General features: G+C 70.0%; 19 protein-coding genes. 7 read left to right on the top strand and 12 right to left on the bottom strand.

The window, feature by feature from the left end:
* Positions 1-44 precede the first annotated feature (44 nt).
* Entirely contained in the window at positions 45-1064 is a 1020-nt protein-coding gene (locus tag AC1RN5_RS20670; RefSeq protein ID WP_493043500.1) for a glycerophosphodiester phosphodiesterase, read from the top strand.
* Here AC1RN5_RS20670 and AC1RN5_RS20665 read toward each other — a convergent pair.
* Complete coding sequence (locus tag AC1RN5_RS20665) at positions 1061-2911, bottom strand: ABC transporter transmembrane domain-containing protein (protein WP_493043498.1); 1851 nt, start codon at positions 2909-2911, stop codon at positions 1061-1063. The two genes, AC1RN5_RS20670 and AC1RN5_RS20665, sit on opposite strands and share 4 nt — an antisense overlap.
* 118 nt (positions 2912-3029) lie before the next feature.
* Between AC1RN5_RS20665 and rpmE the strand changes: the two genes are divergently transcribed.
* Positions 3030-3254: a 50S ribosomal protein L31 gene (gene rpmE / locus AC1RN5_RS20660; RefSeq protein ID WP_293495507.1), complete on the top strand. Its 225-nt coding sequence runs from the start codon at positions 3030-3032 to the stop codon at positions 3252-3254.
* A 128-nt stretch (positions 3255-3382) separates the two neighbouring features.
* Here rpmE and rcdA read toward each other — a convergent pair whose 3' ends face one another.
* Positions 3383-3895 (bottom strand): protease adaptor protein RcdA, encoded by a 513-nt coding sequence (rcdA, locus tag AC1RN5_RS20655; RefSeq protein ID WP_421933317.1) that lies wholly within the window; start codon positions 3893-3895, stop codon positions 3383-3385.
* Between the two features lie 119 nt (positions 3896-4014).
* Complete coding sequence (locus AC1RN5_RS20650) at positions 4015-4221, bottom strand: DUF1192 domain-containing protein (protein WP_493043495.1); 207 nt, start codon at positions 4219-4221, stop codon at positions 4015-4017.
* 84 nt (positions 4222-4305) lie between these two features.
* Here AC1RN5_RS20650 and AC1RN5_RS20645 point away from each other — a divergent pair, with 84 nt between their 5' ends.
* Positions 4306-5283: an NAD(P)H-quinone oxidoreductase gene (locus AC1RN5_RS20645; protein ID WP_493043493.1), complete on the top strand. Its 978-nt coding sequence runs from the start codon at positions 4306-4308 to the stop codon at positions 5281-5283.
* 6 nt (positions 5284-5289) lie between these two features.
* Here the strand turns inward: AC1RN5_RS20645 and AC1RN5_RS20640 are convergent, their stop codons facing one another.
* The 5 genes from AC1RN5_RS20640 to AC1RN5_RS20620 all read right to left on the bottom strand — a co-directional run bounded on the left by AC1RN5_RS20640 (position 5290) and on the right by AC1RN5_RS20620 (position 10918).
* The gene (locus AC1RN5_RS20640) at positions 5290-6075 is read right to left on the bottom strand and encodes an ABC transporter ATP-binding protein (RefSeq protein ID WP_493043491.1); all 786 of its coding nucleotides are present in this window, start codon (positions 6073-6075) and stop codon (positions 5290-5292) included.
* A gap of 11 nt (positions 6076-6086) precedes the next feature.
* Positions 6087-6962, bottom strand: coding sequence for a nitrate ABC transporter permease (gene ntrB / locus AC1RN5_RS20635; protein WP_493043489.1), 876 nt, complete (start codon positions 6960-6962; stop codon positions 6087-6089).
* An 11-nt stretch (positions 6963-6973) separates the two neighbouring features.
* Positions 6974-8254 (bottom strand): CmpA/NrtA family ABC transporter substrate-binding protein, encoded by a 1281-nt coding sequence (locus AC1RN5_RS20630; protein WP_493043487.1) that lies wholly within the window; start codon positions 8252-8254, stop codon positions 6974-6976.
* A gap of 14 nt (positions 8255-8268) precedes the next feature.
* Complete coding sequence (locus AC1RN5_RS20625; RefSeq protein WP_493043485.1) at positions 8269-9636, bottom strand: alginate export family protein; 1368 nt, start codon at positions 9634-9636, stop codon at positions 8269-8271.
* A 403-nt stretch (positions 9637-10039) separates the two neighbouring features.
* Complete coding sequence (locus AC1RN5_RS20620; protein ID WP_493043483.1) at positions 10040-10918, bottom strand: SDR family NAD(P)-dependent oxidoreductase; 879 nt, start codon at positions 10916-10918, stop codon at positions 10040-10042.
* Between the two features lie 439 nt (positions 10919-11357).
* Here AC1RN5_RS20620 and AC1RN5_RS20615 point away from each other — a divergent pair, with 439 nt between their 5' ends.
* The 4 genes from AC1RN5_RS20615 (at position 11358) to AC1RN5_RS20600 (ending at position 18898) form a co-directional block, all read left to right on the top strand.
* Positions 11358-13967: a TonB-dependent receptor gene (locus AC1RN5_RS20615; RefSeq protein ID WP_493043481.1), complete on the top strand. Its 2610-nt coding sequence runs from the start codon at positions 11358-11360 to the stop codon at positions 13965-13967.
* Between the two features lie 272 nt (positions 13968-14239).
* Positions 14240-15763, top strand: a complete 1524-nt coding sequence (locus AC1RN5_RS20610) for an MFS transporter (RefSeq protein ID WP_493043479.1) — start codon at positions 14240-14242, stop codon at positions 15761-15763.
* Positions 15764-15857: 94 nt separating this feature from the next.
* Complete coding sequence (locus AC1RN5_RS20605) at positions 15858-17351, top strand: MFS transporter (RefSeq protein ID WP_493043477.1); 1494 nt, start codon at positions 15858-15860, stop codon at positions 17349-17351.
* A 59-nt stretch (positions 17352-17410) separates the two neighbouring features.
* Positions 17411-18898, top strand: a complete 1488-nt coding sequence (locus AC1RN5_RS20600; RefSeq protein WP_493043475.1) for an MFS transporter — start codon at positions 17411-17413, stop codon at positions 18896-18898.
* A gap of 4 nt (positions 18899-18902) precedes the next feature.
* On the opposite strand, the gene AC1RN5_RS20595 is transcribed toward AC1RN5_RS20600, so the two are convergent.
* The 4 genes from AC1RN5_RS20595 to AC1RN5_RS20580 form a co-directional block, all read right to left on the bottom strand.
* Positions 18903-20132 (bottom strand): TetR/AcrR family transcriptional regulator, encoded by a 1230-nt coding sequence (locus AC1RN5_RS20595; RefSeq protein ID WP_493043473.1) that lies wholly within the window; start codon positions 20130-20132, stop codon positions 18903-18905.
* A gap of 237 nt (positions 20133-20369) precedes the next feature.
* Entirely contained in the window at positions 20370-20723 is a 354-nt protein-coding gene (locus AC1RN5_RS20590) for a YdbL family probable chaperone protein (protein ID WP_421933330.1), read from the bottom strand.
* A gap of 11 nt (positions 20724-20734) precedes the next feature.
* Complete coding sequence (locus tag AC1RN5_RS20585) at positions 20735-20917, bottom strand: YnbE family lipoprotein (RefSeq protein WP_421933331.1); 183 nt, start codon at positions 20915-20917, stop codon at positions 20735-20737.
* A 19-nt stretch (positions 20918-20936) separates the two neighbouring features.
* Entirely contained in the window at positions 20937-23978 is a 3042-nt protein-coding gene (locus AC1RN5_RS20580) for an intermembrane phospholipid transport protein YdbH family protein (RefSeq protein ID WP_493043470.1), read from the bottom strand.
* Positions 23979-24057 lie beyond the last annotated feature (79 nt).

Genomic DNA, 24057 nt, shown 5'->3' with positions numbered 1-24057 from the left:
CGAGGCTTGACGATACCGTCACAGGCGCCGGCTAGATCGGAGCCATGACCCTGACCCGACGCGCCTTCTCCGCCGCCGCCGCGGCCCTCGCCGCCACCCCGGCCCTCGCCGCGGCGACCCGCCGCCCCATCGTGATCGCCCATCGCGGCGCCAGCGGCGAGCGGCCCGAGCACACCCCCATGGCCTATCGGCTGGCCGTGGAGGAGGGCTGCGACTTCATCGAGCCGGACCTGGTGCTCACCAAGGACGGCCACCTGGTGGTCCGCCACGAGAACGAGATCGGCGGGACCACCGACGTGGCCGCCCGTCCGGAGTTCGCGGCGCGCAGGACCCGCAAGGTGGTGGACGGCGAGCAGGTCGAGGGCTGGTTCGCCGAGGACTTCACACTGTCCGAACTGAAGACCCTGCGGGCCCGCGAGCGCCTGCCGCAGCTGCGGCCGGCCAGCGCCGCCTTCGACGGCCGCGAGGCCATCGCCACCTTCCAGGAGGTGGTGGACCTGGCCAAGGCCGAGACCAAGCGGGTGGGCCGGACGATCGGCGTCTATCCGGAGATGAAGCATCCGAGCTTCCTGGCCAGCCTCGGCCTGCTCATCGAGCCGCGCCTGGCCGACGCGCTGAAGGCCAACGGCCTGGACAGCCGCACGGCGCCGGTCTTCGTCCAGTGCTTCGAGACCGCCCCCCTGAAGACCTTCGCCAAGCTGTCCCAGGCCCGCCGGGTGCGGCTGGTGGCCGGGGACGCCAAGGACCTGGTGACGGCGGCGGGCCTCAAGGACATCGCGACCTATGCCGACGGCGTGGGGCCCGACTGGTCGCTGGTGGTCCCGACGCTCGAGGGCGCCCTTGGCCCGCCCACGGGCCTGGTGGCCGACGCCCATGCCGTGGGCCTGGCGGTGCATCCCTGGACCGTGCGGGCCGAGAACCGCTTCCTGCCCGAGAAGCTCCGCGCCGGCGCCGACCCGGCCGCCCACGGCGACGTGGGCGCCGTCTACCGGGCCCTGTTCGCCGCCGGCGTCGACGGCCTGTTCAGCGACTTCCCAGGCCTGGCGGTCAAGGCCCGAGGCTAGGCCGCGGCGTTGCCGAACTGCAGGGAGGCCAGCCGCGCGTAGAGGCCGCCGCGGCCGAGCAGCTCGTGGTGGGAGCCCTGTTCCACCACCCGGCCCTTGTCCATGACCACGATGCGGTCGGCCTTGAGCACGGTGGCCAGGCGGTGGGCGATGACCAGGGTCGTGTGGCCCTCCATGGCCTCCTCCAGCGCCTTCTGGACCAGGCGCTCGTTCTCCGCGTCCAGCGCGCTGGTGGCCTCGTCCAGCAGCAGGATGGGGGTCTCGCGGATCAGGGCCCGGGCGATGGCCAGGCGCTGGCGCTGGCCGCCGGAGAGGCTGCGGGCCCGTTCCCCCAGCGGGGTGTCGAAGCCCTGGGGCAGGGCGTCGAGGAAGCCGTCGGCCTGGGCGGCGCGGGCCACGGCGCGGACCGCCTCAAGGTCGGCGCCGTCGCGGCCGAAGCGGATGTTGTCCAGGGCCGAACCCGAGAACAGCGGCGAGTCCTGGGCCACCAGGGCCATCCGGGCGCGCACCTCGGCGGGGTCGGCCTCGCGGACATCGACGCCGTCCACCTTCACCGTGCCGAACTGGGGATCATAGAAGCGCAGCAGCAGGCGGAAGACGGTGCTCTTGCCGGCGCCGGAGGGGCCCACCAGGGCCACCCGCTCGCCGGGCGCCACCCGCAGGTCGAAGCCCTGCAGGGCCGGCAGGTCGGCGCGGCCGGGATAGGCGAAGGTGATGTTGGAGAACTCGATCTCGCCGCGCGGCGGGGCCGGCAGGTGCTTGGGCACGGCGGGCGCGGCGATGCCGGGACGGGCCGAGAGCAGGTCGGTGATGCGCTCCATGGCGCCGGCGGCCTTCTGGACGTCGCCCCAGGTCTCGCCCAGGGCCCCCACGGAGCCCGCGGCCATCACCGAGAGGAAGGCGAACTGGAAGAGGGCGCCCCAGGTCATGTCGCCGCGCAGGCCGGCGTGGACGCCGAGCCAGAAGATTCCCACCACCCCGCCGAACACCAGGGTGATCACCGCGGCGATCATCCCGGCCCGGGCGGTCATGCGGCGCAGGGAGGTGCGGAAGGAGGCCTCCACGGCCCCGCCGAACACCGCCGCGCCCGCCGCCTCGCGCCCGAAGGCCTGGACGGTCTCCAGGGCGTCGAGGGTCTCGCCGGCGTGGCCCACGGCCTGGGCGAACTGGTCCTGGGTCGAGGCGGTCAGCTTGCGCACCTTGCGGCCGAACAGGAAGAGCGGCGCCAGGACCACGGGGATCAGCACCACCACCATGCCGGTGAGGTGCGGACTGACGATCACCATCAGGATCAGGGCGCCGATCAGCATCAGCAGGTTGCGCAGGGCCACCGAGATGGAGGTGCCGATCAGGCTCTCGACGATCTGGATGTCGGTGGTCAGGCGCGAGAGCACCTCGCCGGTGCGCATGTGCAGGAAGAAGGCCGGATCCAGGGTCAGGATGTGGGCGTAGGTGGCCTTGCGCAGGTCGGCCACGATCCGCTCGCCCAGCTTGGTGACGAAGAAGTAGCGCATGGCCGAGGAGACGGCCAAGGCGACGGCCACCACGCCCATCAGCCAGAACCACTGGTCCACCGAGGCCCCGGTGGTCCGCGCCTTGGTGAGGTGATCCACCAGCAGCCGCACGGCGCCGGAGAGGCCCAGGGTCGAGGCCGCCGCGGTGATCAGGAAGACCCCGGCCAGGGCGACATCGCCCAGGTGGGCCTTCAGAAAGGGCGTCAGGGCCGCCAGGGGTTTGATGTTGCGGCTCTTGGGCCGGCGCTCGGCGGCCTCGGAGATATCCTGGGCGAGAGACGCACCCACGGTCGGTCGGCCATCGACAGCCGGCCCGGACCCAAAATCACTCATGAAAACCCGCGCCCTTGCTCTTGCCCCGCCTTTTCCTGTATAGGCGCGGCTCCGTTCGATCCGCCTGCCGGCGGAGCGATTATTCTATGGCCGCTCCTTTACGTCGGATGCCCGCGCGATGAAACAAGACACCCACCCCGACTACCACTTCATCAATGTGGTGATGGTCGACGGCACCACCTACCGCACGCGCTCCACCTACGGGAAGGAAGGCGCGACCCTGAACCTGGACATCGATCCGAAGACGCACCCGGCCTGGACCGGCGGCAACCAGCAGCTGCTGGACCGTGGCGGCCGCGTCTCGCGCTTCAACGCCAAGTTCGGCGCCTTCACCCGCAAGTAAGAGCGCCGCGCCGGCTCGCCGGCGCGCGACTTGGGTCAAGAAAAACGCCGCGTGGATCACGCGGCGTTTTTTGCTGTCCGTTGATCGGGAAGAGGCCTCCGCAGGGCGGAGGCCTCACCAGAGAATATCTAGCCGCCGAAGGCGGTGCGCAGGCGGTCGAACTGGGTCTGGACCGGGTTCGGCGTCTCGACGTCGGTGTCCTCGACATACATGCGGCGGTCCAGGTGACGGACCCGCTCATAGAGGCGCTCGGAGCGGTCCAGCAGCAGCAGCAGGCCGCTGGGCAGATCCTCGTTGGTCTCCGGCGGGGCGCGGCAGACATCCTCGGCCCCCAGGCGATAGCGTTCGTCGCAGGCGCCCTCGGGGGGCATGTCGCCCTCGCGCACGGCCCGCTGCACCAGCAGCCAGGAGGCCACCTGCATCAGCCGGGTGGTGAGCCGCATGCTCTCGCCCGCATAGGCCAGCGCCGCGTTGCGGCCCAGCAGCTTGGATTCCTGTCGGCCGGAGCCGTCCAGATAGCCGGCGGTCTCCTCCACGAGGTCCATGCCCTCCTGGAAGGTGCGGTCGAAGAGTTCCGAACGGGCGAAGTCCTGGATCACGTCCGCCCGCCAGGCTCCCGCCGGCAAAGTTCCGTCGCTCATGAACCTATAGTCCCTGACAAATTCGTCTGCGCACAGATGCGCCGTCTGCTCCTAGCCGTTGCAACCGCCGTGCCAAGAGCCAAACGCGTGCGACAGAACGCCCCCACCCCGAATTCGACCTAACCTGACTTCGTCCCGAACAGGGCGTCGGCGGCTTCCCGCCCGGCCCGTTTCTTCTGGATCTGCGCCTGGCAGCGGGCGATCTCGCCCTGCAGCGTCTCGATCCGCTCCTCGAGCTCGGCCACGCCATAGAGCTCCAGGTCCTCGCGAACCGCATCGGCCAGCCCCTGGCCAAGGCCGATCCGAACCTCTGCGGGTTCTTCCATTGAAGACCTCCCTTTGCCGGTTCCGTTTCTGCGCCTATCTGAACCCCCAACGACATCAGCGCGCAAGACCGGGGAGGCCACACCATGAGCCAATCGAGCATGACGGCGATCGCCGTCGAGGGTGGCAAGGGATCGGCGGCCGACATGAAGGCCGTGCAGATTCCCCGCCCCGAACCCGGCCCCGGCCAGATCCTGATCAAGGTGGCGGCCGCCGGCGTGAACCGCCCCGACCTGATCCAGCGCATGGGCTTCTATCCGCCGCCCCCCGGCTCTCCCGACACCATGGGCCTGGAGGTCGCCGGCGAGGTGGTCGTCGGCGCGGGCCGCTGGAAGGCCGGCGACCAGGTCACCGCCCTGCTGGGCGGCGGCGGCTATGCGGAGTACGCGGTGGCGGATGCTAGGCACGCCTTGCCCATCCCCAAGGGGCTCTCCCTGCTGGAGGCCGCGGCCCTGCCCGAGACGGTCTTCACCGTCTTCGCCAATGTGTTCGAGCACGGCGGCCTGAAGGCCGGAGAGACCCTGATGGTGCACGGCGCCACCTCGGGGATCGGGGTCATGGCCATCCAGATGGGCAAGGCCGCCGGCGCCAAGGTGATCGCCACCGCCCGCGGGGCCGACAAGGCCGCCACCGCCAAGGCCCTGGGGGCCGACGTGGCGGTGGACGCCACGGCCGAGGACTTCGCCGAGGTGGCCAAGCGCGAGGGCGGCTGCGACGTCATCCTGGACATGGTCGGCGGCGACTATTTCGCCAAGGACCTGGACGCCCTGAAGACCGGCGGCCGCATCGTCTTCATCGCCAGCCAGGGGGGCGGCGAAGTCACCCTGCCCATCGGGCGGATGATGATGAAGCGCGCGGTGATCACCGGCTCCACCCTGCGGCCCCGGGCGCCCGACGAGAAGGCCCGCCTGGCCGCCGCCGTGGAGGCGACGGTCTGGCCCTGGATCGAGGCCGGCAAGATCCGCCCCCGCATCGACGCCACCTTCCCGCTCGCCGAGGCCGGCAAGGCCCACGCCCACCTGGAGGGCGGCGCCCACGTGGGCAAGGTGATGCTGACGGCCTGACGCCCGTCAGGCCGCCCGCCGGGCGTAGAGGAACTCGATCACCGAGGCCCGGGCCCCGATATAGGTCGGGTTCCCGGCCACGGCGAGGCGGTCGCGGGGCCGGGCCAGGTCGACGGCGAGGATGTCGCCGATGGTCGCCCGCGGGCCGTTGGTCATCATCACGATGCGGTCCGACAGCAACACCGCCTCGTCGACGTCGTGGGTGATCATCAGGACGGTGTTCTTCAGCACGGTCTGGATCTCCATGACGCTGTCCTGCAGGTGGGCGCGGGTCAGGGCGTCGAGGGCGCCGAAGGGCTCGTCCAACAGCAGGACCTTGGGCTGCATGGCGAGCGCCCGGGCGATGCCGACCCGCTGCTTCATGCCGCCGGAGATTTCAGAGGGCCGCTTGTCCCGGGCCTCCGTCATCTTCACCAGGTCCAGGTTGTGCAGGGTCCAGTCGCGGCGCTCGGCGGCGGACTTCTTGCCGGCGAACACCTTGTCCACCGCCAGGCGGACATTCTCCTGCACCGACAACCAGGGCAGCAGGGAGTGGTTCTGGAACACCACCGCCCGCTCGGGCCCCGGCGCCTCGACGGCCTCGCGGTCCAGGATCACCGCCCCGGTGGTCGCCGGGATCAGGCCGGCCACCACATTGAGCAGGGTGGATTTCCCGCAGCCGGAGTGGCCGATGAGGGAGACGAACTCCCCCTGGTCCACCTGCAGGTTGATGTCGCGCAGCACCTCGGACCGGCTCGCCCCCTTCTGGAAGGTGACGCCGACGCCCTCGATGGAAAGATAGGCCTTGGCCATGGTCGGATTCCCTAGCTGAGCGCGCTGCCGCGCGAGACGATGCGGCCGGCCAGCGCCACCACCCGGTCGAGGAAGAAGCCGGTGAGGCCCACCCAGGCCAGGGCCACGACGATGTCGGAGATCCGGGACGCGTTGTACTGGTCCCAGATGAAGAAGCCGACGCCGACGCCCCCCAGCAGCATCTCGGAGGCGACGATGGCCAGCCAGCTCATGCCGACCCCGATGCGCAGACCGGTGAAGATGTAGGGCGTGGTGGCCGGCAGCAGGATCTTGAAGAAGGACTCCACCGGCGACAGCCGCAGGACGCGGGCGACGTTGACGTAGTCGTCGGGGATGTTGCGCACGCCCACGGCGGTGTTGATGACGATGGGCCAGATCGAGGTCACGAAGATCACGAACAGGGCCGAGGGATTGGCCTCGTGGAAGGCCGCCAGCGAGATCGGCAGCCAGGCGAGCGGCGGCACGGTCCGCAGCACCTGGAAGATCGGGTCCAGGCCGCGGTGGGCCCAGCGGTTGGCGCCGATCAGCACCCCCAGCAGCACCCCGCAGACCGCCGAGATGGAGAAGCCGAGCGCCACCCTCTTGAGGCTGGTGGCGATGTGCCAGAACAGGCCCTTGTCGACGCCGCCCCGGTCGAAGAACGGATCGACGATCAGCTCGCGGGACTCCGACCAGATGCGCGAGGGCGAGGGCAGGCCCTCGTAGGAGTCACCGCACAGCAGCTGCCAGACCACCATGATGATCAGCAGGGTCAGGGCCGGCGGCAGGACGGCCGCCGCCGTGGCGCCAGCGCGGCGGGCAAGGCCGGCGAAGGGCCTGGGCGGAGGCTCGCGAAGGTCCATGGCGATCGGCTCGCTGGGGGTGAAGGCGGGCTTGGGGAAACTCATCGCATCACTCCCTAGACCAGCTTCTTGATCGGCTGGCTGGCCAGGTAGGCGGCCGGGTTGGCGGGGTCGAAGACCTTGCCGTCGAAGAACCTCTCCACCCCCCGGCTGTCGGCGGCCGGAGCGGCCTGGCCGATGGAGGCCGCGGCCGCGCGCCAGATGTCGGCGCGGTTGACCTTGTTGACCAGGGCCTTGGTGTTGGTGGCCTGGGGCAGGACGCCCCAGCGGACGTTCTCGGTGGCGAACCACAGGTCGTGGGACTTGAAGGGGAAGCTGGCGTTGTCGGCCCAGAACTTCATGGTGTGGGGCGACCCCGTGACCTTGCGGCCGTCGCCATAGTCGATGGTCCCCTGCAGCCGGGGCAGGATGTCGCCCATGGGCACATTGACGTACTGGCGGCCCGAGACGATGGAGCACATGGCCGGGCGGTTGCCCATCTTGTCGCACCAGATCTGGGCCTCCAGCACCGCGGCGGTGAGCGCCCGGGCCGCGCGCGGATAGCGGTCGACCCAGTCGGCGCGCATGCCCAGCGCCTTCTCCGGGTGGTTCATCCAGATCTCGCTGGTGGTGGTCGCCGTGTAGCCGATCTTCTGGTTCACGGTCTGGCCGTTCCAGGGTTCGCCGACGCAGAAGGCGTCCTGGGTGCCGGCCTTGAGGTTGGCCACCATCTGGGGCGGGGGGATGACGATGGTGGAGACGTCGGTCTCGGGATTGATGCCCGCCGCCGCCAGCCAGTAGCGGATCCACAGGTCATGGGTCCCGCCCCGGAAGGTCATGGCGATCTTGGCCGGGTTCTTGGCGGCCTTCAGCTGGGCGAACTTGGCCCGAGCCCCCGCGGCGTTGAGCCCGACCTTCACGGCCTTGAGGTCGTTGCCCACCGAGATGGCCTGCCCGTTCGTGTTGAGGCGGGCCAGGATGTACATCGGCAGGGGCTTGCCGCCGGTCTGGACCCCCAGGGTGAACTGCAGGGGCATGGGCGACAGGATGTGGGCGCCGTCGATGCCCCCGCCGCCGGAGCCCAGCACCAGGTTGTCGCGGGTCGCGGCCCAGGAGGCCTGTTTCACCACCTCCACGTCGGGCAGGCCGTGCTTGGCGAACAGGCCCCGCTCCTTGGCGATGATGATCGGCGAGGAGTCGGTCAGAGCGATGAAGCCCAGGCGAGCCTTGGCCACCTCGGGCCCGGCCCCGGCGGCATGCGCCCCGGAGGGGAAGGCGGCCCTGGCGGCCGCCAGGGTGGCGGTGGCGGCCAGGATGGCGTTGCGGCGGGTGAGGCCGGCGTCGGTCTTGTGGGTCATGATCTGCAAGTCCCCTAGAGCTTGTATTCGAGGGTGAGCCACGCCTTGGCGCGCGAGGGCGGCGGCGCCAGCGTGCCGGCCGGGACCGTCGCCTCGCGCTGGAAGTCGGCGTATTTCAGCTGGATCGACAGCTTGGGCGTGATGGCGGCGGTGACCTGCACATCCCACTCGTGACCGAGGTCGGCCCCGGTCCTCTGGTCGTCGAAGTCGTGGTAGCGGACCAGGATGTCGCTGTTGAACAGGTAGGTCTTCTTGAACCGCGGCTTGGCGTTGAAGCTGAGGTTCTTGTCCTCGATCCCGTCGGCGAAGCTCTTGTTGCCGCCGGCCGAGACGAAGGCGTCCGACCAGCCCTGGAAGGCGTGCACGGTGGCCAGCGGGGTGGTGAAGCCTCGGACCCCGTCCCCCTCCAGCGACTCGTAGCCGACCTTCAGTGTGTAGATGTCGAAGGTTCCGGCCAGGTCGGCGCCGACATAGGCCAGGTCGAAGGGCGCGGTGTTCCCGTGATAGTCGCTCTGCACGGCGTAGGTGGCGTTGTAGGCGACCTGGTACAGGCCGAGCCAGGTCTTGCCCGAGGCCTTCACCCCCTTGGTGATGGAGGAATTGATCGCCGAGTCGCCGAAGTCGAGGGCGTAGACGAAGCCCTGCAGGCGCAGGGCCTCGGCCGGGGACCAGGTGACATTCAGCAGGTGGCTGTCGCTGTCCCAGTCCTTCAGCTCGCCGAGGATGCGATTGATGTGGGTGACATAGGCGTAGGTCGCCTTGACCCGGCCGAGCGCGACGTCGGCGCGGACGCTGTCGAAGGTCTGCTCGTCCTGACGCCAGCCGACATTGCCGACGAAGCGCTGGTCGTCCAGCAGGATGCGCTGGCGCCCGGCGGTCACCTGCAGGGCGGCGCTGGGGGTCCAGGTGAGCTGGGCGCGGTTCAACTCCGTAACGTCGGGGTCGTTGATGATGGGATAGCGGGCCTTGTCCGCGCCATTCAGGGGCGGGGTCGCCGCCCCGGGGACGTTGACCGCGAAATGCTCGGGCCCGATCTGGCGGACATCCTCGAACTCGATCAGGCCCTTGAGGCCCTTGAAGTCGGCGGTCTCCCAGCCCAGCCGGGTGCGGACGGTGAAGGCCTGGCCCTCGTCGCGCAGCGTGGCGGTGCGGGTCTGGTCGACGGTCTCGTAACGGGCGCGCACCTCCAGCAGCAGTCTGCCGGCCGCGATCTGGTCGCTCAGCGTCGGCTCCGGCGCCGGCGGGGCCGGCGGCTCGGCGGGCGCCTCGGCCGCCGGATCCGGCGTAGGCGGTGGTTCGGCGGTCTGCGCCTGGGCCAGCCCCGCCCAGAGCAGGGCCGCGACACCCGTTCCCAGGGCCAGCCTCGTCTTGGTTCTCGTCATGCCTCAATCCCCCAAGGCCAAAAAAAAGACGCCCGGCGAAGCCGCTGGGCGGCCTCTCCGGACGTCGTTGTCCATCCATCCGACGATCACCGTCGGCGGCCCTCTCGGGCCCTCGCGGAACCTCGTTGTCCCGCGTGTCGCCCTCAGGAGGGGGCCGCCCGATCAGCTCGGCAATCGGAAAACAGCGCTATCTGGGGGGATGGCCCGCGATCGGCGTCATATTGCACAGCAGCAAAGCAGGATGACCGGCGCCTCTGCCCGCATTTCGCGCGTTTCCGACGCCTGAGGTCGGCTGCGAGGCCGTGGGCGCGGGGCTTGTGACCGATCCGGAGCGCGCCGGAGGCCGCACGGCGGGGCTTGTTCCAAGGGCGGCGAGCCTCGCGTTCACCGCACCTGCGAAGGCTCACCCCGGCGGGGCGGCCTCGGCCTGGCCGGCCTCGAAGGCCGCGCGGCGGGCCTCCATCTGGGCCATGCGCTCGGCGCGCAGGGCGGGATCCCAGGCGGTGCGGGGGCCCACATGCATGCCGCCGTCCACCAGCATGGAGACGCCGGTGACGAAGGCGCTCTCGTCGCTGGCGAAGAACAGGGCGGCGTTGGCGATATCCTCCGGGAGACCCGGCTTGGCGATGGGCTGGGCGTCCGGGGCGGTCTGGGCCATGCCCTGCTTGACCATCACGGCCAGGCCCGCGGGCATCACCGAGCTGGGGGTGAAGATGTTGGTGAGGATCAGGCCCGGGCAGATGGCGTTCACGCGGACCCCGTCGCGGGCCAGCTCGGCGGCGGCGACCTTGGTCAGGTGGATGACGCCGGCCTTGGCCACGGAATAGGCGATGGGCCCGGCGCCGGCCTGGGTCCCGGCGATGGAGGCGGTGTTGACGATGGCCCCGCCGCCCCGGGCCTTCATGTGCGGCAGGGCGTAGCGCATGCCGAGCGCCACCGAGCGCAGCAGCAGGGTCTGGCTGAGATCCCAGGCCTCGCCGGTCATGTCCTCCAGCCGGGCGGGGGAGCCGCCGGCGCCGGCGTTGTTGAACAGGATGTCCAGGCCGCCGAACGTCTCCGCGCAGGCGGCCATCAGGGCCTCGATCTGGCGCTCCTGGGTCACGTCGCAGTGGCGGTAGGCGACCTGGCCGTCGAAGCGGGCCTCCAGGGCCGCGCCGGCCGCGTCGTCGATGTCGCCCACCATCACCTTGGCGCCCTCCGCCACGAAGCGTTCCACCGTCCCCAGGCCGATGCCGGAGCAGCCGCCGGTGATGACGGCGATCTTGGTCTTCAGGCGGTCCATATGCGTTTCCCCACGGGCCCGATCGGGCGCTCCCCGGATCCAGAATGGGCTTCCCCTCTCGCCCGCGCAAACCCATTCTTCGAAGAATGGCGGGGCCTCTCCCAGGCCCGGCGCGGCGCCGCCACGACGTCGGGATTTCGCGTAACGCCGGTTTTTTTGAACCGCCCGCACGCCACGCCGACGGACTTGTTCGCGGGCGCGCCGAGCTCACCTTGACAGTACCCAATCCTAGGATTCGTAAGGCGTAACAGGTTATCCGTCACCAGAGCCCACGGACCCGAACTTCGAAAGATTCCAGCTTCATGAGCTGGATCGACTCACGGCCCCTCTTGAATTGACGTCGACGTCAGAGATTGACGGAGCGGAATGCGTACCGCAAGTTCGAAGACGACGCGGACACCGCGTCAGGCCGAAGAGCCACAGGGGGAGGATTCCTAGGATGTATCGTAGATTCCAATTGTTGGCGGCCACCGCCCTGGTGTCCGTCGCCATGGCCGGCGCGGCCCGGGCCCAGAGCGGCTCCACCACCATCGAGGAGCTGGTGGTCACCGCCGAGAAGCGCGAACAGAGCCTGCAGGACGTGCCGGTTGCGGTCTCGGCCTTCACCTCGGAGCGGCGCGACCTGATCGGGATCAGCAGCGTCCAGGACATCACCAACTTCACCCCGGGCCTGGCCTATTCGGCCGGCAATGACCGCATCAGCCTGCGGGGCATCGGCCGCCTGACCAACAACCTGGCCTCCGAGCCCGGCGTCGCCACCTATGTGGACGGGGTCTACACCTCCTCCACCGTCGAGGTGGGCCGCTCGCCGCTGTTCGTGGACCGGGTCGAGGTGCTGCGTGGGCCGCAGGGCACCCTCTATGGCCGCAACTCCATCGGCGGGGCGATCAACGCCATTTCCAAGCGTCCCACCGACGACTTCTCCGGCGAGATCCGCGGCAGCTACGGCAATTACGATCGCCGGGTCCTGGAGGGCACGGTCTCGGGCCCGATCACCGAGGGCCTGCGCTACCGCCTCGGGGCCTCAGTGACCAAGCAGGACAAGGGCTGGTTCCACAATATCGCCGGCGGGCCCGACGAGGGCGACGTCCGCGACGAGAGCTATTACGAGCTCCAGCTCGAGGGCGACCTGGGCGAACACGCCGACTTCTGGCTGAAGGCGGCCAAGAGCAAGTATGACAACCGCTCGGCGCCCGGCGGGCGCACCGGCGGCAGCCTGACCCCGCTGGACACCGCCCTGATCACACCGGGCAGCCTGTCGCCGGGCGTCGGCTACGGTTTCGCCTTCGGCCAGAACCTCGTGGCCCTGGGCCCGGCGCGGAACGGATCGTTCGTCACCACCGGCGACCTGACCGCGTTTTCCACCAACGCCCAGACCTTCAACAAGCTGGAGGACTATTCGAGCCAGCTCCAGGCCAACCTCACCTATCATTTCGACGGGGCGGACCTGAAGTACATCGGCGGATTCCAGCACTACAAGTACGCCCTGCAGAGCGACTTCGACGGCACCGCCCTGCTCTCCTACACGATCCCCCTGAACCCGGGGATCACCTCGCCGGCCGCCTGCAACCCGGGCTATGTGGCCGCGGGGATCTGCCGGCCGCTGGTGGCGCGCCCCAACGTCGTCAGCCTCTACAAGGAAAACAAGGAGTGGTTCAGCCACGAGCTGAACCTGGCCTCGACGAGCGAGGGGCCGGTGCAGTGGATCCTCGGCGCCTATCTCTACAATGAGAAATACAAGCAGCCCTACCAGATCACCCTGCCCGACCAGGCCGAGCTGGCCACGCCGTCGGGCGCGGCGGCCAATCCCAAGCGGATCATCTACTACACCGACCAGTCGATGGAGGCCTGGTCCCAGGCGGCCTTCGGCCAGGTCGACTGGCAGTTCACCGACACCCTGAAACTGACGGCGGGCCTGCGCTACACCGCCGACAAGAAGAAGGGGGTGGAGGCTGGCCGGCTGTTCTGCTTCGGCTGCTCGGCGGCGGTGGACCCCCGCATCCTGGGCTCCTTCACCCCGGTGCTGGACATCACCACCTCCACCTTCTCCGGCGTCCGGCCGGCCGGGGTGACCGATCCGCAGAAGGGCGTCGTCGGCCCGGCCGTCACCGACACGGCCACCGGCATCCGCCGGCGGGGACTCTACGACACCTGGAACGCCTGGACCGGGACGCTCGGCCTGGAGTGGCAGCCCGACAGCAACACCCTCGGCTACGCCAAGTACAGCCGCGGCTATAAGGCCGGCGGCTTCAACTCCGGCACCATCACCGCCTTCCCGGAGACCGACTCCGAGCATGTGAACGCCTATGAGCTGGGCCTGAAGAAGGACTGGAGCGGTTCGCTGCAGACCAATGTCTCGGCCTTCTACTACGACTACCAGGACGCCCAGGTGCCGGTGAGCACCCAGCCGGCGGTGGGGCCGCTGACCTCGATCTTCTACAACATCCCCAAGGCCCGCAGCATGGGGATCGAACTGGAGACCATCTGGCAGCCGATCGCCAACCTGCAGATCCTGTTCAACTATTCCTACCTGGACGCCACGATCCGGGAGTCCTGCTGCATCCAGGACGGGGCCGACCCGGCCGCGGCCCAGCCCGGCGCCAAGCCGGCCGGCGCCCTGCCCGCCGTCGATCCGATCACCGGCGCCCCCAACTCCCGGGGCCAGGACCTCTCGGGCAACCACCTGCCGGTGGCGCCGCGCAACAAGATCAGCTTCAACGCCAACTACACCTGGGCGTTCGAGCCGGGCTCCATCACCGGCTCGGTGAGCTATGTCTGGCGCGACAAGGTCTATTCCTCGATCTTCGACCGCCCCTATTACGAGGCGCCGGCCCGCAGCCAGATCGACGCGCGCCTGGCCTGGAAGGACGCGGCCGACCGCTACACCGTGATCCTCTACGGCAAGAACCTGACCGACGAGCAGGACTTCGACACCCTGTCGGCGACCCGCCAGACCGGCTTCAACGCCAGCGGCGTCTACAACCTGAACCGCACCTATGTCCTGGTCCCGCCGCGGACCTACGGGGTGGAGCTGCAGTACCGCTGGTAGGGCGATCGGGCGCGCCGCGCGCGGCGCGCCCGCCATTCCCGGTCGTCGAAAGGCGGCCGCCGGAACAGGTCGCGAACGCGGCCGGCGCGCCGTCGGAGAGGGCGCCAAACCCTTGGCGGGCAAGGGCTTGCAATGTGTCAGAACTGTAAGATCAAAGCCGTTGACGGCATGGCGGCCCTCCCGCACGGTTCGTTCCAAGCAAGATGATAACAAGGCCGCGGGCGTCGCCACGCGGCGGGAGGAACAAGGTGGATCGCGGCTCTCCTGCGCCGATGACGCGCGGTCTCCCGTCGGGGGCGCGGCCTCCGGTGGGCATGACCACCAAGGTGCTCTACGGCCTGGGGGCCGTGGCCAATGCGGTGAAGGCGCGCGGCCTGTCGACCTTCCTGCTGATCTTCTACAACCAGGTGATCGGCCTGCCGCCACAGATGGTCTCCACGGCCATCTTCATCGCGCTGATCTTCGACGCCTTCTGCGACCCCCTGGTGGGGCAGATCTCCGACAATTTCCGCTCACCCTGGGGCCGGCGCCACCCGTTCATGTACGCCGCGGCCCTGCCGGTCAGCCTGGCCTTCTTCCTGATCTGGAACCCGCCCAGCGGCTGGAGCCAGGGCGAGCTGTTCGGCTACATGCTGGCCTGCCTGCTGGTGATCCGGCTGTTCGACACCTTCTTCGAACTGCCCTCCTCGGCCCTCGCGCCGGAACTGGCCCATGACTACAACGAGCGCACCAGCCTGATCGCCATCCGCGGTCTGTTCACGGTGCTGGGCGGCCTGGGCATGACCCTGATGGTCTACCAGGTGTTCATGAAGGAGGGGCCGGACGGCTCGGGCGGCATCACCGAGCGGGCGGGCTATTTCGGCTATTCGCTGTTCGCGGCCCTGCTGATCTTCACGGTGATCATCGTCTCCACCACCGGCACCTTCAGGCAGATCCCCTATCTGCGCCAGCCGCCGGTCCGGAAGATCGGCTTCCGGCTGATGGCCCGCGAAGTGGCCGCCACCCTCAACAACCGCTCCTTCGTTGTGGCCGCGGTGGCCGGCATGTTCATCGCCGTCGCCATGGGCCTGAAGAACGGGCTGGAGCTCTATTTCGCCCTCTACTTCTTCCAGCTGACCCAGGGCCAGCTCTCGATCCTGACCATCGTCGGCGTGGCCGCCAGCGTCGCCGGCGTCATGCTGGCGCCCCGGGCGGGCGCCCTGTTCGGCAAGAAGCGCGCGGCGATCACCCTGTTCACCGGGGCCCTGGCCACCGGCATCACCCCGCTGACCATCACCCTGATGGGGATCGCCCCGCCCCCCGGCTCGGACGCGATGTTCTACATCATCTTCGTGGAGACCTTCTTCAACGGCGCCATGGCCGTGGCCACCGGGGTGCTGCTCTCCTCGATGATCGCCGACGTGGTGGAGGACGCCGAGGTCAAGACCGGACGCCGCTCCGAGGGCCTGCTGTTCTCGGCCGACAACCTGTTCAAGAAGATCGTCTCGGGCATGGGGATCTTCGTCTCCGGCAGCCTGCTGGCCTTCGTCAACTTCCCCGCCAACGCCAAGCGCGGCCAGGTCGATCCGGACATCCTGCGGGAACTGGCCCTGATCTACCTGCCCCTCGCCACCGCCCTGTACGGCTCGGCCATCCTCTGCCTGTTCGCCTTCAAGATCGACAAGGCGACCCACGAGTCCAACCTCACCAAGCTGAAGGACGCCGCGGCCCTGGCCGAGCTGTCCGGCGCCGACGACCAGATCGGCGGCCTGCCCGGCGTGGCCGGCGGCGCGGCGCCGATCGCCCCGCGCGGGTGAGGTGAGGTCATGATCGACGCACGGCGTTCCCGCCCCAACCTGCCGCCGATTCGCACCGCCTAGCCCTCCGCCCCTCAAGCCCAAGAGCGCCACCTTGTCAGACGACATACCGACCCTTCGAGAAGCGCCGAGGCTCGGCCTGTCCACCAAGCTCTCCTATGGGGTGGGCTCCATCGCCGTCGGGGTGGCCACCCTCGGCCTCTCCTCCTCCCTGCTGCAGCCCTATCTGAACCGGGTCATCGGCCTGCCGGCGATGTGGGTGGGGACGGCGATCATGCTGACCCTGATGCTGGACGCGATCATCGATCCGGCCATCGGCCAGTGGTCGGACAAGCTGCGCACCAAGTGGGGCCGCCGGCACCCGCTGATGTACGCCTCGGCGCCCCTGATCGCGGCGGCCTGCATCGCCTTCTGGAACTCGCCGGCCACCTGGCCGCCCGCCACCACCGGGGTGTTCGTCATCGGCATGCTGGTGCTGCTGCGGCTGTGCGTCAGCCTCTACGAGATCCCCTCGGCGGCGCTGGCCCCCGAGCTCACCAGCGACTACCACCAGCGCACCACCCTGTTCAGCTACCGCTTCTTCTTCGGGGTCGTCGGCGGCCTGGGCATGAACGTGGTGCTCTACCAGGTCTTCCTGTCGCCGGCGGCCGGCGGGATCCTCAACCGCACCGGCTACGCCCACTTCGGCATCCTGGCCGGCGGGGTGATGGCGCTCTCCATCATCGTCTCGGCGCTCGGCACCCACCGCCACATCAAGGGCCTCTACCAGCCGCCGGTCCGCCAGGTCCCCCTGAGCCAGGTGGTCAAGGAGGTGCTGGGCACCATCGGCAACCGCTCCCTGGTGGTGGTGATGATCTCGGGTCTGTGCTCGGGGGTGGCCGGCGGCCTGTCGGGCGCGCTCAGCCAGTACTTCTACATCGAGCTCTGGGGTGTCAGCGCCGCCTCGATCTCCTTCATCTCCATGGCCGGGGTCCTGGCCTCGGTCTCCGGCGTCGCCGTGGCCGGCCCGGCGGCGCGGATCTGGGGCAAGAAGCGGGCGATGCTGGTGCTGTTCGTCTGCTCGGTCTTCACCTCGGCCGTGCCCCTGTCGCTGAAGCTGCTGAACCTGGCGCCCACCGACAGCGGCCTGGTGCTGACCCTGCTGCTGGTGGACTATTTCATCGCCACCACCCTGGCCATCTCTGGCTTCATCATCATCTCCTCGATGATCGCCGACGTGGTGGAGGACGCCGCGGTGAAGACCGGGGTCCGGTCCGAGGGCCTGCTGCTGGCCGCGAACGGCCTGTTGCCCAAGTTCACCGGCGGCATCGGGGTCTTCCTCTCGGGTGTGCTGCTCACCGTGGTGGCCTTCCCCACCCATGCCGCGGCCGGGACCGTGGACCCGGAGATCATGCGCCGCCTGGCCCTGATCTTCCTGCCCATCAACACCGGCATGAGCCTGCTCTCCATCGCCGTCCTGCTGCCCTACAAGATCGACGAGACCCGCCACGCCTCCAATGTCGCCACCCTCGAGGCGGCCGCGGCGGTGGCCGAGCGGGCGCGGATCGAGGAGGCGCGGCCGGTCGTCGACGGAGCCTCCAGCGTCTAGAGACGCCTCCCCAGAACCGGGCTAGGTTTGCAGAACAGAACAGAAATCCCGGAGGAACAATGACGCAGGCCGTACCAGGAGCTCAAACCGATCGCCGGCTGAGCCTGCCCACCAAGCTGTTCTACGGCTTCGGCTCGGTGGCCTTCGGGGTGAAGGACAACGGCTTCTCCTACTTCCTGCTGATCTTCTACAACCAGGTCATGGGCCTGCCCGCCCAGACGGTGGGGCTGGCGATCATGATCGCCCTGTTCGTCGACGCCTTCCTCGATCCCATCGTCGGCCAGCTTTCCGACAATCTGCGGTCCAAGTGGGGCCGCCGGCACCCGTTCATGTACGCCGCGGCGATCCCCGTGGCGGTCTCCTACCTGCTGCTGTGGAACCCGCCCAAGTCGCTGGATCACCAGGGGCTGTTCTTCTATCTGATCGGCACGGCCATCCTGATCCGCAGCTTCATCACCTGCTACGAGATCCCGTCCTCGGCGCTCGCCGCCGAGCTGACCACCGGCTACGACGAGCGCACCAAGCTGCTCAGCTACCGCTTCCTGTTCGGCTGGATCGGCGGCCTGGTGATGTACTTCGCCGCCCTGAAGATCTTCCTGCGCCCCGACGCGGGCCACAAGGTGGGCCAGCTCAATGTCGAGGGCTACGCCCACTACGGGATCGCCGCGGCCCTGCTGATGCTGCTGGCCATCCTGGTCTCGGCCGGCGGCACCCATAGCCAGATCCCGTTCCTGCGCGAGGCGCCGCACCGCAAGCTCTCCCTGCCGACTCTGGCCCGGGAGATGTTCGGCACCCTGTCCCACCGCTCCTTCCTGCGCATCCTGGTGGCCAACCTGTTCGCCGCCATGGCCGGCGGCCTGACGCTCTCCATCAGCCTCTATTTCACGACCTTCTTCTGGGAGTTCAGCTCGGCCCAGATCGCGCTGTTCACCTTCGCCAGCCTGACCTCGGCCCTGTTCGCCTTCGCCGCGGCGCCGGCCTTCTCGCGGAAGTTCGGCAAGAAGCGCTCGGCCATGACCCTGCTGCTGATCGGGCTCACCGTCGGCTGCACGCCGATCGTCCTGCGCCTGCTGGGGCTGTTCCCGCAGAACGGCAGTCCGCTGCTGTTCCCGCTGCTGTTCGCCCAGAACGTGATCTCCACCGGCGCCACCATCACCGCCAACATCCTGACCTCCTCGATGATCGCCGACGTGGTGGAGGACAGCGAGCTGCGCACCGGCCGCCGGTCGGAGGGCCTGTTCTTCGCGGCCTCGGCCTTCGTGGCCAAGGCGGTGACCGGCATCGGCATCTTCACCTCGGCCATGCTGCTCAAGGCCGCCGCCTTCCCGCAGGGCGCCAAGCCCGGCGAGGTGGACCCGGCGATCATCGCCCGCCTGGGGATGATCTACGTTCCGGTCCTGGTGGTGCTCTACGGCCTGTGCGTGATCTTCATGAACGGCTACCGCATCACCCGCGAGAGCCACGCCGAATCCCTGCGCCAGCTGGCGGCGGCCGCCGACCTGGTGAACGAGGGCGAGCCGGCCAGCGAGACCGGCAAGCTGTCCTAGGGCCCTATCGCGCGAAGATCCCCATCAGCAGCGGCCGGGCGAAGACCGAGGGCGCGGCCTTCTGGGTGACCCCGGGAACCCAGAAGCCCAGCTCGGCGCCGGCGTTCAGGGTGGCGTTGAGCATCTGGGCGGCGATGAAGGGATCCACCGGGCGGATCGACCCCTCGGCGATGCCGTCGGAGATCATCGAGGCGAAGCGGTCGGAGACGCGGTTGGAGTGGGCGACCTGCTCCTCGCGCATGGCCTCGGGCAGGGCCGAGAGGGCCGAGGTGCGCAACAGCGGACCGTATTCGGACAGCTGGTATTCGGCCAGGGCGGCGGCGGCGCTCGAGAGCTTGGCCCACTGGTCCCCCGGCAGGCTCATGGCCAGGCGCTGGACCCGGCGCATAACCTCGAAGGTGCGGTCGAAGCAGGCCACCACCAGGTCATCCTTGGCCTCGTGGTGATGGTAGAAGCTGCCCTTGGTGACGTTGAGTTCGGCGGAGATCTTGTCCACCGAGGCGCCCTTGTAGCCGCGGCTGTTGATCAGGCGGGTGGCGGCCAGCAGGAAGGTCTCCCGGCCCAGCTCGCCGGAGTCGGGGGCGGCCAGCTCGGCCAGGGGCGCCGGCGCCGGGGCCCACTCGGCGCCGGGCATGGCCAGGCCGCCGGTGAGGATGTCGAACATCCGGTCGCCGATGCGGCCATAGTCCTCGGGGTCGTATTTCGGCAGCCAGGCCGCGGCCCAGAACAGCTGCTCCATCAGCATGTGGGTGCGGGCCGTGCGGCGGCCGCGGCCGAGCCAGGCCAGCTCCGGCGCCTCGAACAGGTTCCGCACCTTGCGGAACAGCTTCATGAAGGCGTCGAACACCTCGGTGCGGCGCGGATTGTTCAAGGCCCGGATGTCCGACATCACCGGCAGGGGCGGCAGTTCCCCGGTGGCGGTCAGCCGCAGGCGCTCCAGATAGAGGTCCAGCAGGCGGCGCAGGCGCTGGGTGGGGGTGGGCTCCTGCAGGGCGGTCTCGGCGGCCTGGGTCAGCCACTCGACCCCGCGCATCAGGCAGGCGGCGGCCAGGTCGTCCTTGCGCTTGAAGTAGTAGGTGACGCTGGTGGTGGACAGGCCCACGGCGGCGGCGGCCACGCCGAGGGTCAGGCCCTTCACCCCCTGGGTGTTGAGGATGACGGTGGAGGCGTCGAGGATAGCGTCGCGCTTCTTCTCAAAGCGGTCCGTCGACCGGGCGACGTTGCGGTCAGCCATCTCCCCTCCAGCCTCGCGCGGCCGGTTCCGGCGCGGCGCGAACTTCCCTCTCTATCGGAACGGCCGCCGCCACGCCAAGCGGCATGTTTCCGTAGACCCTGACCGTTTCAGACGGACTCATCCGAAACGGCAAGAAGGGTCTAGATTCAAAATATTAGAGCACGCCGGGCGGCGCGACCCGTGTCCACTTCCGCCTGACGTGCTCTGAGCGTCACCCCGCCGCGAGAGCGGCGCCGGCTACTTCTGCACCCAGGCGCCTTCGGGGGTCTGGTAGTAGTCGCCGGGGCGCAGCTTGAGCTGGACGACGCTGGCATAGGCCGCGGCGCCGGCGGCTTCGGGGGTCACGCCGTTCTTGGCGGCGGCCTGGCGGTAGAGCTGGGCGCGGCCGGCGTTGATCTCGGCCACGGCGGCCTGGACGGCGGGATCGCCCTCGCCCTGGACGAAGCCCAGGAAGCCGTCGTTCTGCTCGCCGACGACGCCCGCGGACTTGGCGGCGTCGACAGTGGCCTTGGCGCCGGCGGCGAACGCCGGCCCGGCGATGATCGTCCCGACAATGGCGGCGACGGGGATCAGCATCTTTTGAAAGGTCATGGTCATGGCCCCTAGAACAGGTCCGGATTCTGCTTGATCAGCGCCTTGACGTCGTCGTCCAGCCGCAGGCGGACATCGGCGTCGAGCTTGGCGTAGATCGTGATCGGCTTCACATCCACATGCACCGTCGCGCACCCACCCATGGTCAGGGCGAGGCCGGCGAACGCCAGGGCGGCGAGGGATCGAGGTGGCATGGGCGTCATCTCCGGGGCGTCATTTGGGGGTTTTCCCAGTCGGCGGCTGAACGGGGTCTGAACCGCGCAGCTTCTGATACTCGGCGAAGTCGCCCAGCAGTTGATCCAGGTTCAGCGAACTGTCCAGGGTCAGGTCGACCTTGGTGCCCGAAGGCAGGGGCAGTTTCTTCTTCAGGAAGCTGCGGGTCAGCACCTCCTGCGGGGTCAGCCAGATCTCCTGGTGGGTCGGGGGCGCGTTCTCCCCCTTGATATGGAACAGCACCCCCAGCCGACCCTTTGGCAGGCTGTTGATCTGGGCGTCCAGGCTCTGGAAGGCCAGGTTCTCCATGGCCTGGTAGGCGAAGTCGGTGAAGGTGTCGGTGGTGGGCGGCGGGGTCTTGTCCCCCAGCGGACCGGCGGCCACGGCGCCGTCGGCGGCCACCGCGCTCAGAGCGTCGCGGCGGATCGACAGGCGGCCGGGACCGACCGCGTGCAGGGCGCCGCCGGAGACACGCACCCCGTCGGGGGTGACCAGGAAGGGGATGGTCCCGCTGGCCTTGGCGGTGAGGTCCATGCGGGCGGCGAAGGGCGAGGCCTCCACCAGGTCCGACAGCTGGACGTTGGTGAAGGCGATCACCCCCTTCCAGGTCTGGCCGCCGGCGAAGGGCAGGCTGAAGGGCTCCAGCCGCACCTGGCCGCCGCCGAGCGCCAGGTCCAGCGCCGACACGTTCACCGCCTCGCCCGCGATGCCGAAGGTCACCTCCGCCTCCGTCAGGCCAGCCAGGGCGTCGATCCTGCGGGCGGTCAGGTGCTGGCCGGGGGCGGCGGTGAGGGGCGCCAGGCTGGTGAAGACCACCTGGCCGGCCAGGCCGGTGACCTGGCCGGCCGGACTGCGGAAATCGAGACCCGGGATGTCCAGAACCCCGCCGCTGGTGGAACCGGCCTTGGTCCAGGCCACCTCGCCGCGGAAGCGGGCCTGACCCACGGCGGGTGGGCCCACCAGGGCGGCGCGGGGGGAGAGGGACGCCGGCTGCAGGCCGCCCTCGGCGAAGACCAGGGTCCCGGTGTCGAAGGTGAGCGCGCCGGCCCCCGTGGCGCCGTCATGGGTCAGGTCGCCCCGGCCCAGGGCATGGCCGGCGGGACCTGTGGCGGCGATCTGGGCGCGCCAGACCTCCCCGGCCACCCGGGCGGCGGCGGTGGCGCGGACCGGATGGAAGCGGCGGTCGGGACTGGTGTCGGCCAGCTCGCCGGCGGCGAGGTCCAGGGTTCCGGCCAGACGGCCGTTGGTGGTCCCCAGGTCCAGGCCGCCGACGCCCGCGCTGAGCGCGGCCTGCAGGAAGGGGACCTTGGCCGACAGGCCCTTGGCGGCGGCCCGGATGCGCCAGTCGCCGTGGGCCAGGGTGAACAACGGGGCGGCCGTCGGGCAGAGCTCGCCGGCGATGGCTTCGACGTCGTTGGTCCCCAGCTCCAGGCGGCCGGAGACCGCGGCGCAGCGGCTGGCGGCGAAGGCCAGGGCCCCGCCCGCCAGCCGCAGCTCGCCCTGGGTGGCGACATGGCCGTCGCGCACAGGTCCGATCCCGGTGACGGCGCTCAGCCGGGTCTGGGCGATGAGGCCGCCAGGGCTCAGGCGATAGCGGTCGACCGCGAGATCCAGCTGCGGCAGGCCGCCGCCGCCGACCTTCAGGGCCAGGGCGCCGGCGCCCTTGGCGTAGAGGGGCGCGCGACCCAGGGCCTGGACCACCGCCTGGCCGCCCGCGGCGGGACGCACGGCGAGGGGCGAGGTCAGGGCCAGGGTCAGGCCGCCGTCGCCCGCGGTCAGGGACAGGCCCTGGGTGGCGGCGCCGAAGCTGCGGGCGGCGCGCTTCAGGGCGGCGATCTCCGGGGCGTCCTTGTCGCTGGCGGGGCCCAGGCCCGACCAGTCGCCGTGGGTGGAGACGGCGCCGGCCAGGGCCAGGTCCCCGCCCTTGGCGGCCAGGACCGCCGAGCCGCGCAGGTCGCCGGCGAGCCGCGTCAGGGCGAGCTTGTCGCGGGTCAGGGCCTCGGCGGTGATCCGGGCGGCGAGTCCGGCGGCGACCCGGTCCCCGCCGCGCCGGGTCCAGTTGAGGCCCTTCACGTCGGCGGCGACGCGCAGGGCCCGGACCTGGGCGCCGGCCAACTCGGCGCGGGCGGCCCCCAGCACCGCGGCGCCGTCGCCGGTCACCGAGAGGGTGTCGATCCAGCCGGCGGACTGGCCGGTGAAGCTGGCCTGCAGGCTGGCGTCCCGCAGCCGCGTCGCGCCGTAGCTGACCTGGCGGGCCTGGACCTTCAGGGTCTGGGTCAGGCCGCCGTCGCCACGCTTCCGTTTCAGGTCGGGATAGGCGGTGCGGGCGGTGAGGCGGATCGTGGCGTCCCGGGCCGCGATCTGGCCCAGGGTCAGGTCGCGGACGCTGACCTCGAGGGCCGAGACCACCTGATCGCCGGTGGTCACCAGGTGCAGCTCGCCGGGCCCCAGACGAACCGCCCGGTCGGCGCCCTTGAGCTCGGTGGGGGCGAAGGTGGCGTCCAGCCGCAGCAGGCGGCCGTCGTCCAGCCGGGCGTCGGCCCTAGCCAGCAGCGGGCCGTAGTCGGTGTCCAGGCGCAGGCGGGCGTTCTCGATGGTTATGGCCGGCTGGCGGGTGTCGGGGCGCGGGGGGCGCTTGCGCAGGGTCTCGATCAGGGGGTCGAGCTCGCCAAGGCTGAGGCGGCCGGCCTTCCAGCGGCCGTGGATCACCGGGCTCACCAGGCGGATCGAGGTGACCGTCACCCCGAAGGGCTTGCCCGCCCACCAGCCGGTGAGGCCGTAGCGGACCTCGGCCACCTGGGCGGTGAGATCGGGGTGGGCGGCCGGACCGATGCGCAGGGTCCCGGTGAAACCACCGGGGCCGAAGGTGGAGAAGGCCACCTGCGACTCCACCCCCTGGGACCGCAGCCAGCCGGTCAGGGCCTCGCGGGCGATGATCCGGCGGCCGGCATAGGCCAGGGCCATGACCAGGACCAGGGCGATGACGGCCAGGACCAGGACGGTGCGCCAGGTTCGCCGGGGAATGATCGCTGGGTCGGTCAAGGGGCGCCGTTGCTGCCGCGGGAAGCGAAAACTCTAGCGCAAAAGCGGCGCGGGCAGGGCCGTTCCGTCAACATGTCGG

Source organism: Phenylobacterium sp. GW821-FHT12F10, assembly GCF_058806695.1.
This window is presented reverse-complemented; position numbering and strand designations above follow the sequence as displayed.

What these genes read in the sequence shown, in the direction of transcription:
- AC1RN5_RS20670 (WP_493043500.1), top strand. Translation starts at nt 45, where the DNA reads ATGACCCTGACCCGACGCGCCTTCTCCGCCGCCGCCGCGGCCCTCGCC.
- AC1RN5_RS20665 (WP_493043498.1), bottom strand. Translation starts at nt 2,911, where the DNA reads ATGAGTGATTTTGGGTCCGGGCCGGCTGTCGATGGCCGACCGACCGTG.
- rpmE (WP_293495507.1), top strand. Translation starts at nt 3,030, where the DNA reads ATGAAACAAGACACCCACCCCGACTACCACTTCATCAATGTGGTGATG.
- rcdA (WP_421933317.1), bottom strand. Translation starts at nt 3,895, where the DNA reads ATGAGCGACGGAACTTTGCCGGCGGGAGCCTGGCGGGCGGACGTGATC.
- AC1RN5_RS20650 (WP_493043495.1), bottom strand. Translation starts at nt 4,221, where the DNA reads ATGGAAGAACCCGCAGAGGTTCGGATCGGCCTTGGCCAGGGGCTGGCC.
- AC1RN5_RS20645 (WP_493043493.1), top strand. Translation starts at nt 4,306, where the DNA reads ATGAGCCAATCGAGCATGACGGCGATCGCCGTCGAGGGTGGCAAGGGA.
- AC1RN5_RS20640 (WP_493043491.1), bottom strand. Translation starts at nt 6,075, where the DNA reads ATGGCCAAGGCCTATCTTTCCATCGAGGGCGTCGGCGTCACCTTCCAG.
- ntrB (WP_493043489.1), bottom strand. Translation starts at nt 6,962, where the DNA reads ATGAGTTTCCCCAAGCCCGCCTTCACCCCCAGCGAGCCGATCGCCATG.
- AC1RN5_RS20630 (WP_493043487.1), bottom strand. Translation starts at nt 8,254, where the DNA reads ATGACCCACAAGACCGACGCCGGCCTCACCCGCCGCAACGCCATCCTG.
- AC1RN5_RS20625 (WP_493043485.1), bottom strand. Translation starts at nt 9,636, where the DNA reads ATGACGAGAACCAAGACGAGGCTGGCCCTGGGAACGGGTGTCGCGGCC.
- AC1RN5_RS20620 (WP_493043483.1), bottom strand. Translation starts at nt 10,918, where the DNA reads ATGGACCGCCTGAAGACCAAGATCGCCGTCATCACCGGCGGCTGCTCC.
- AC1RN5_RS20615 (WP_493043481.1), top strand. Translation starts at nt 11,358, where the DNA reads ATGTATCGTAGATTCCAATTGTTGGCGGCCACCGCCCTGGTGTCCGTC.
- AC1RN5_RS20610 (WP_493043479.1), top strand. Translation starts at nt 14,240, where the DNA reads ATGACGCGCGGTCTCCCGTCGGGGGCGCGGCCTCCGGTGGGCATGACC.
- AC1RN5_RS20600 (WP_493043475.1), top strand. Translation starts at nt 17,411, where the DNA reads ATGACGCAGGCCGTACCAGGAGCTCAAACCGATCGCCGGCTGAGCCTG.
- AC1RN5_RS20595 (WP_493043473.1), bottom strand. Translation starts at nt 20,132, where the DNA reads ATGGCTGACCGCAACGTCGCCCGGTCGACGGACCGCTTTGAGAAGAAG.
- AC1RN5_RS20590 (WP_421933330.1), bottom strand. Translation starts at nt 20,723, where the DNA reads ATGACCTTTCAAAAGATGCTGATCCCCGTCGCCGCCATTGTCGGGACG.
- AC1RN5_RS20585 (WP_421933331.1), bottom strand. Translation starts at nt 20,917, where the DNA reads ATGCCACCTCGATCCCTCGCCGCCCTGGCGTTCGCCGGCCTCGCCCTG.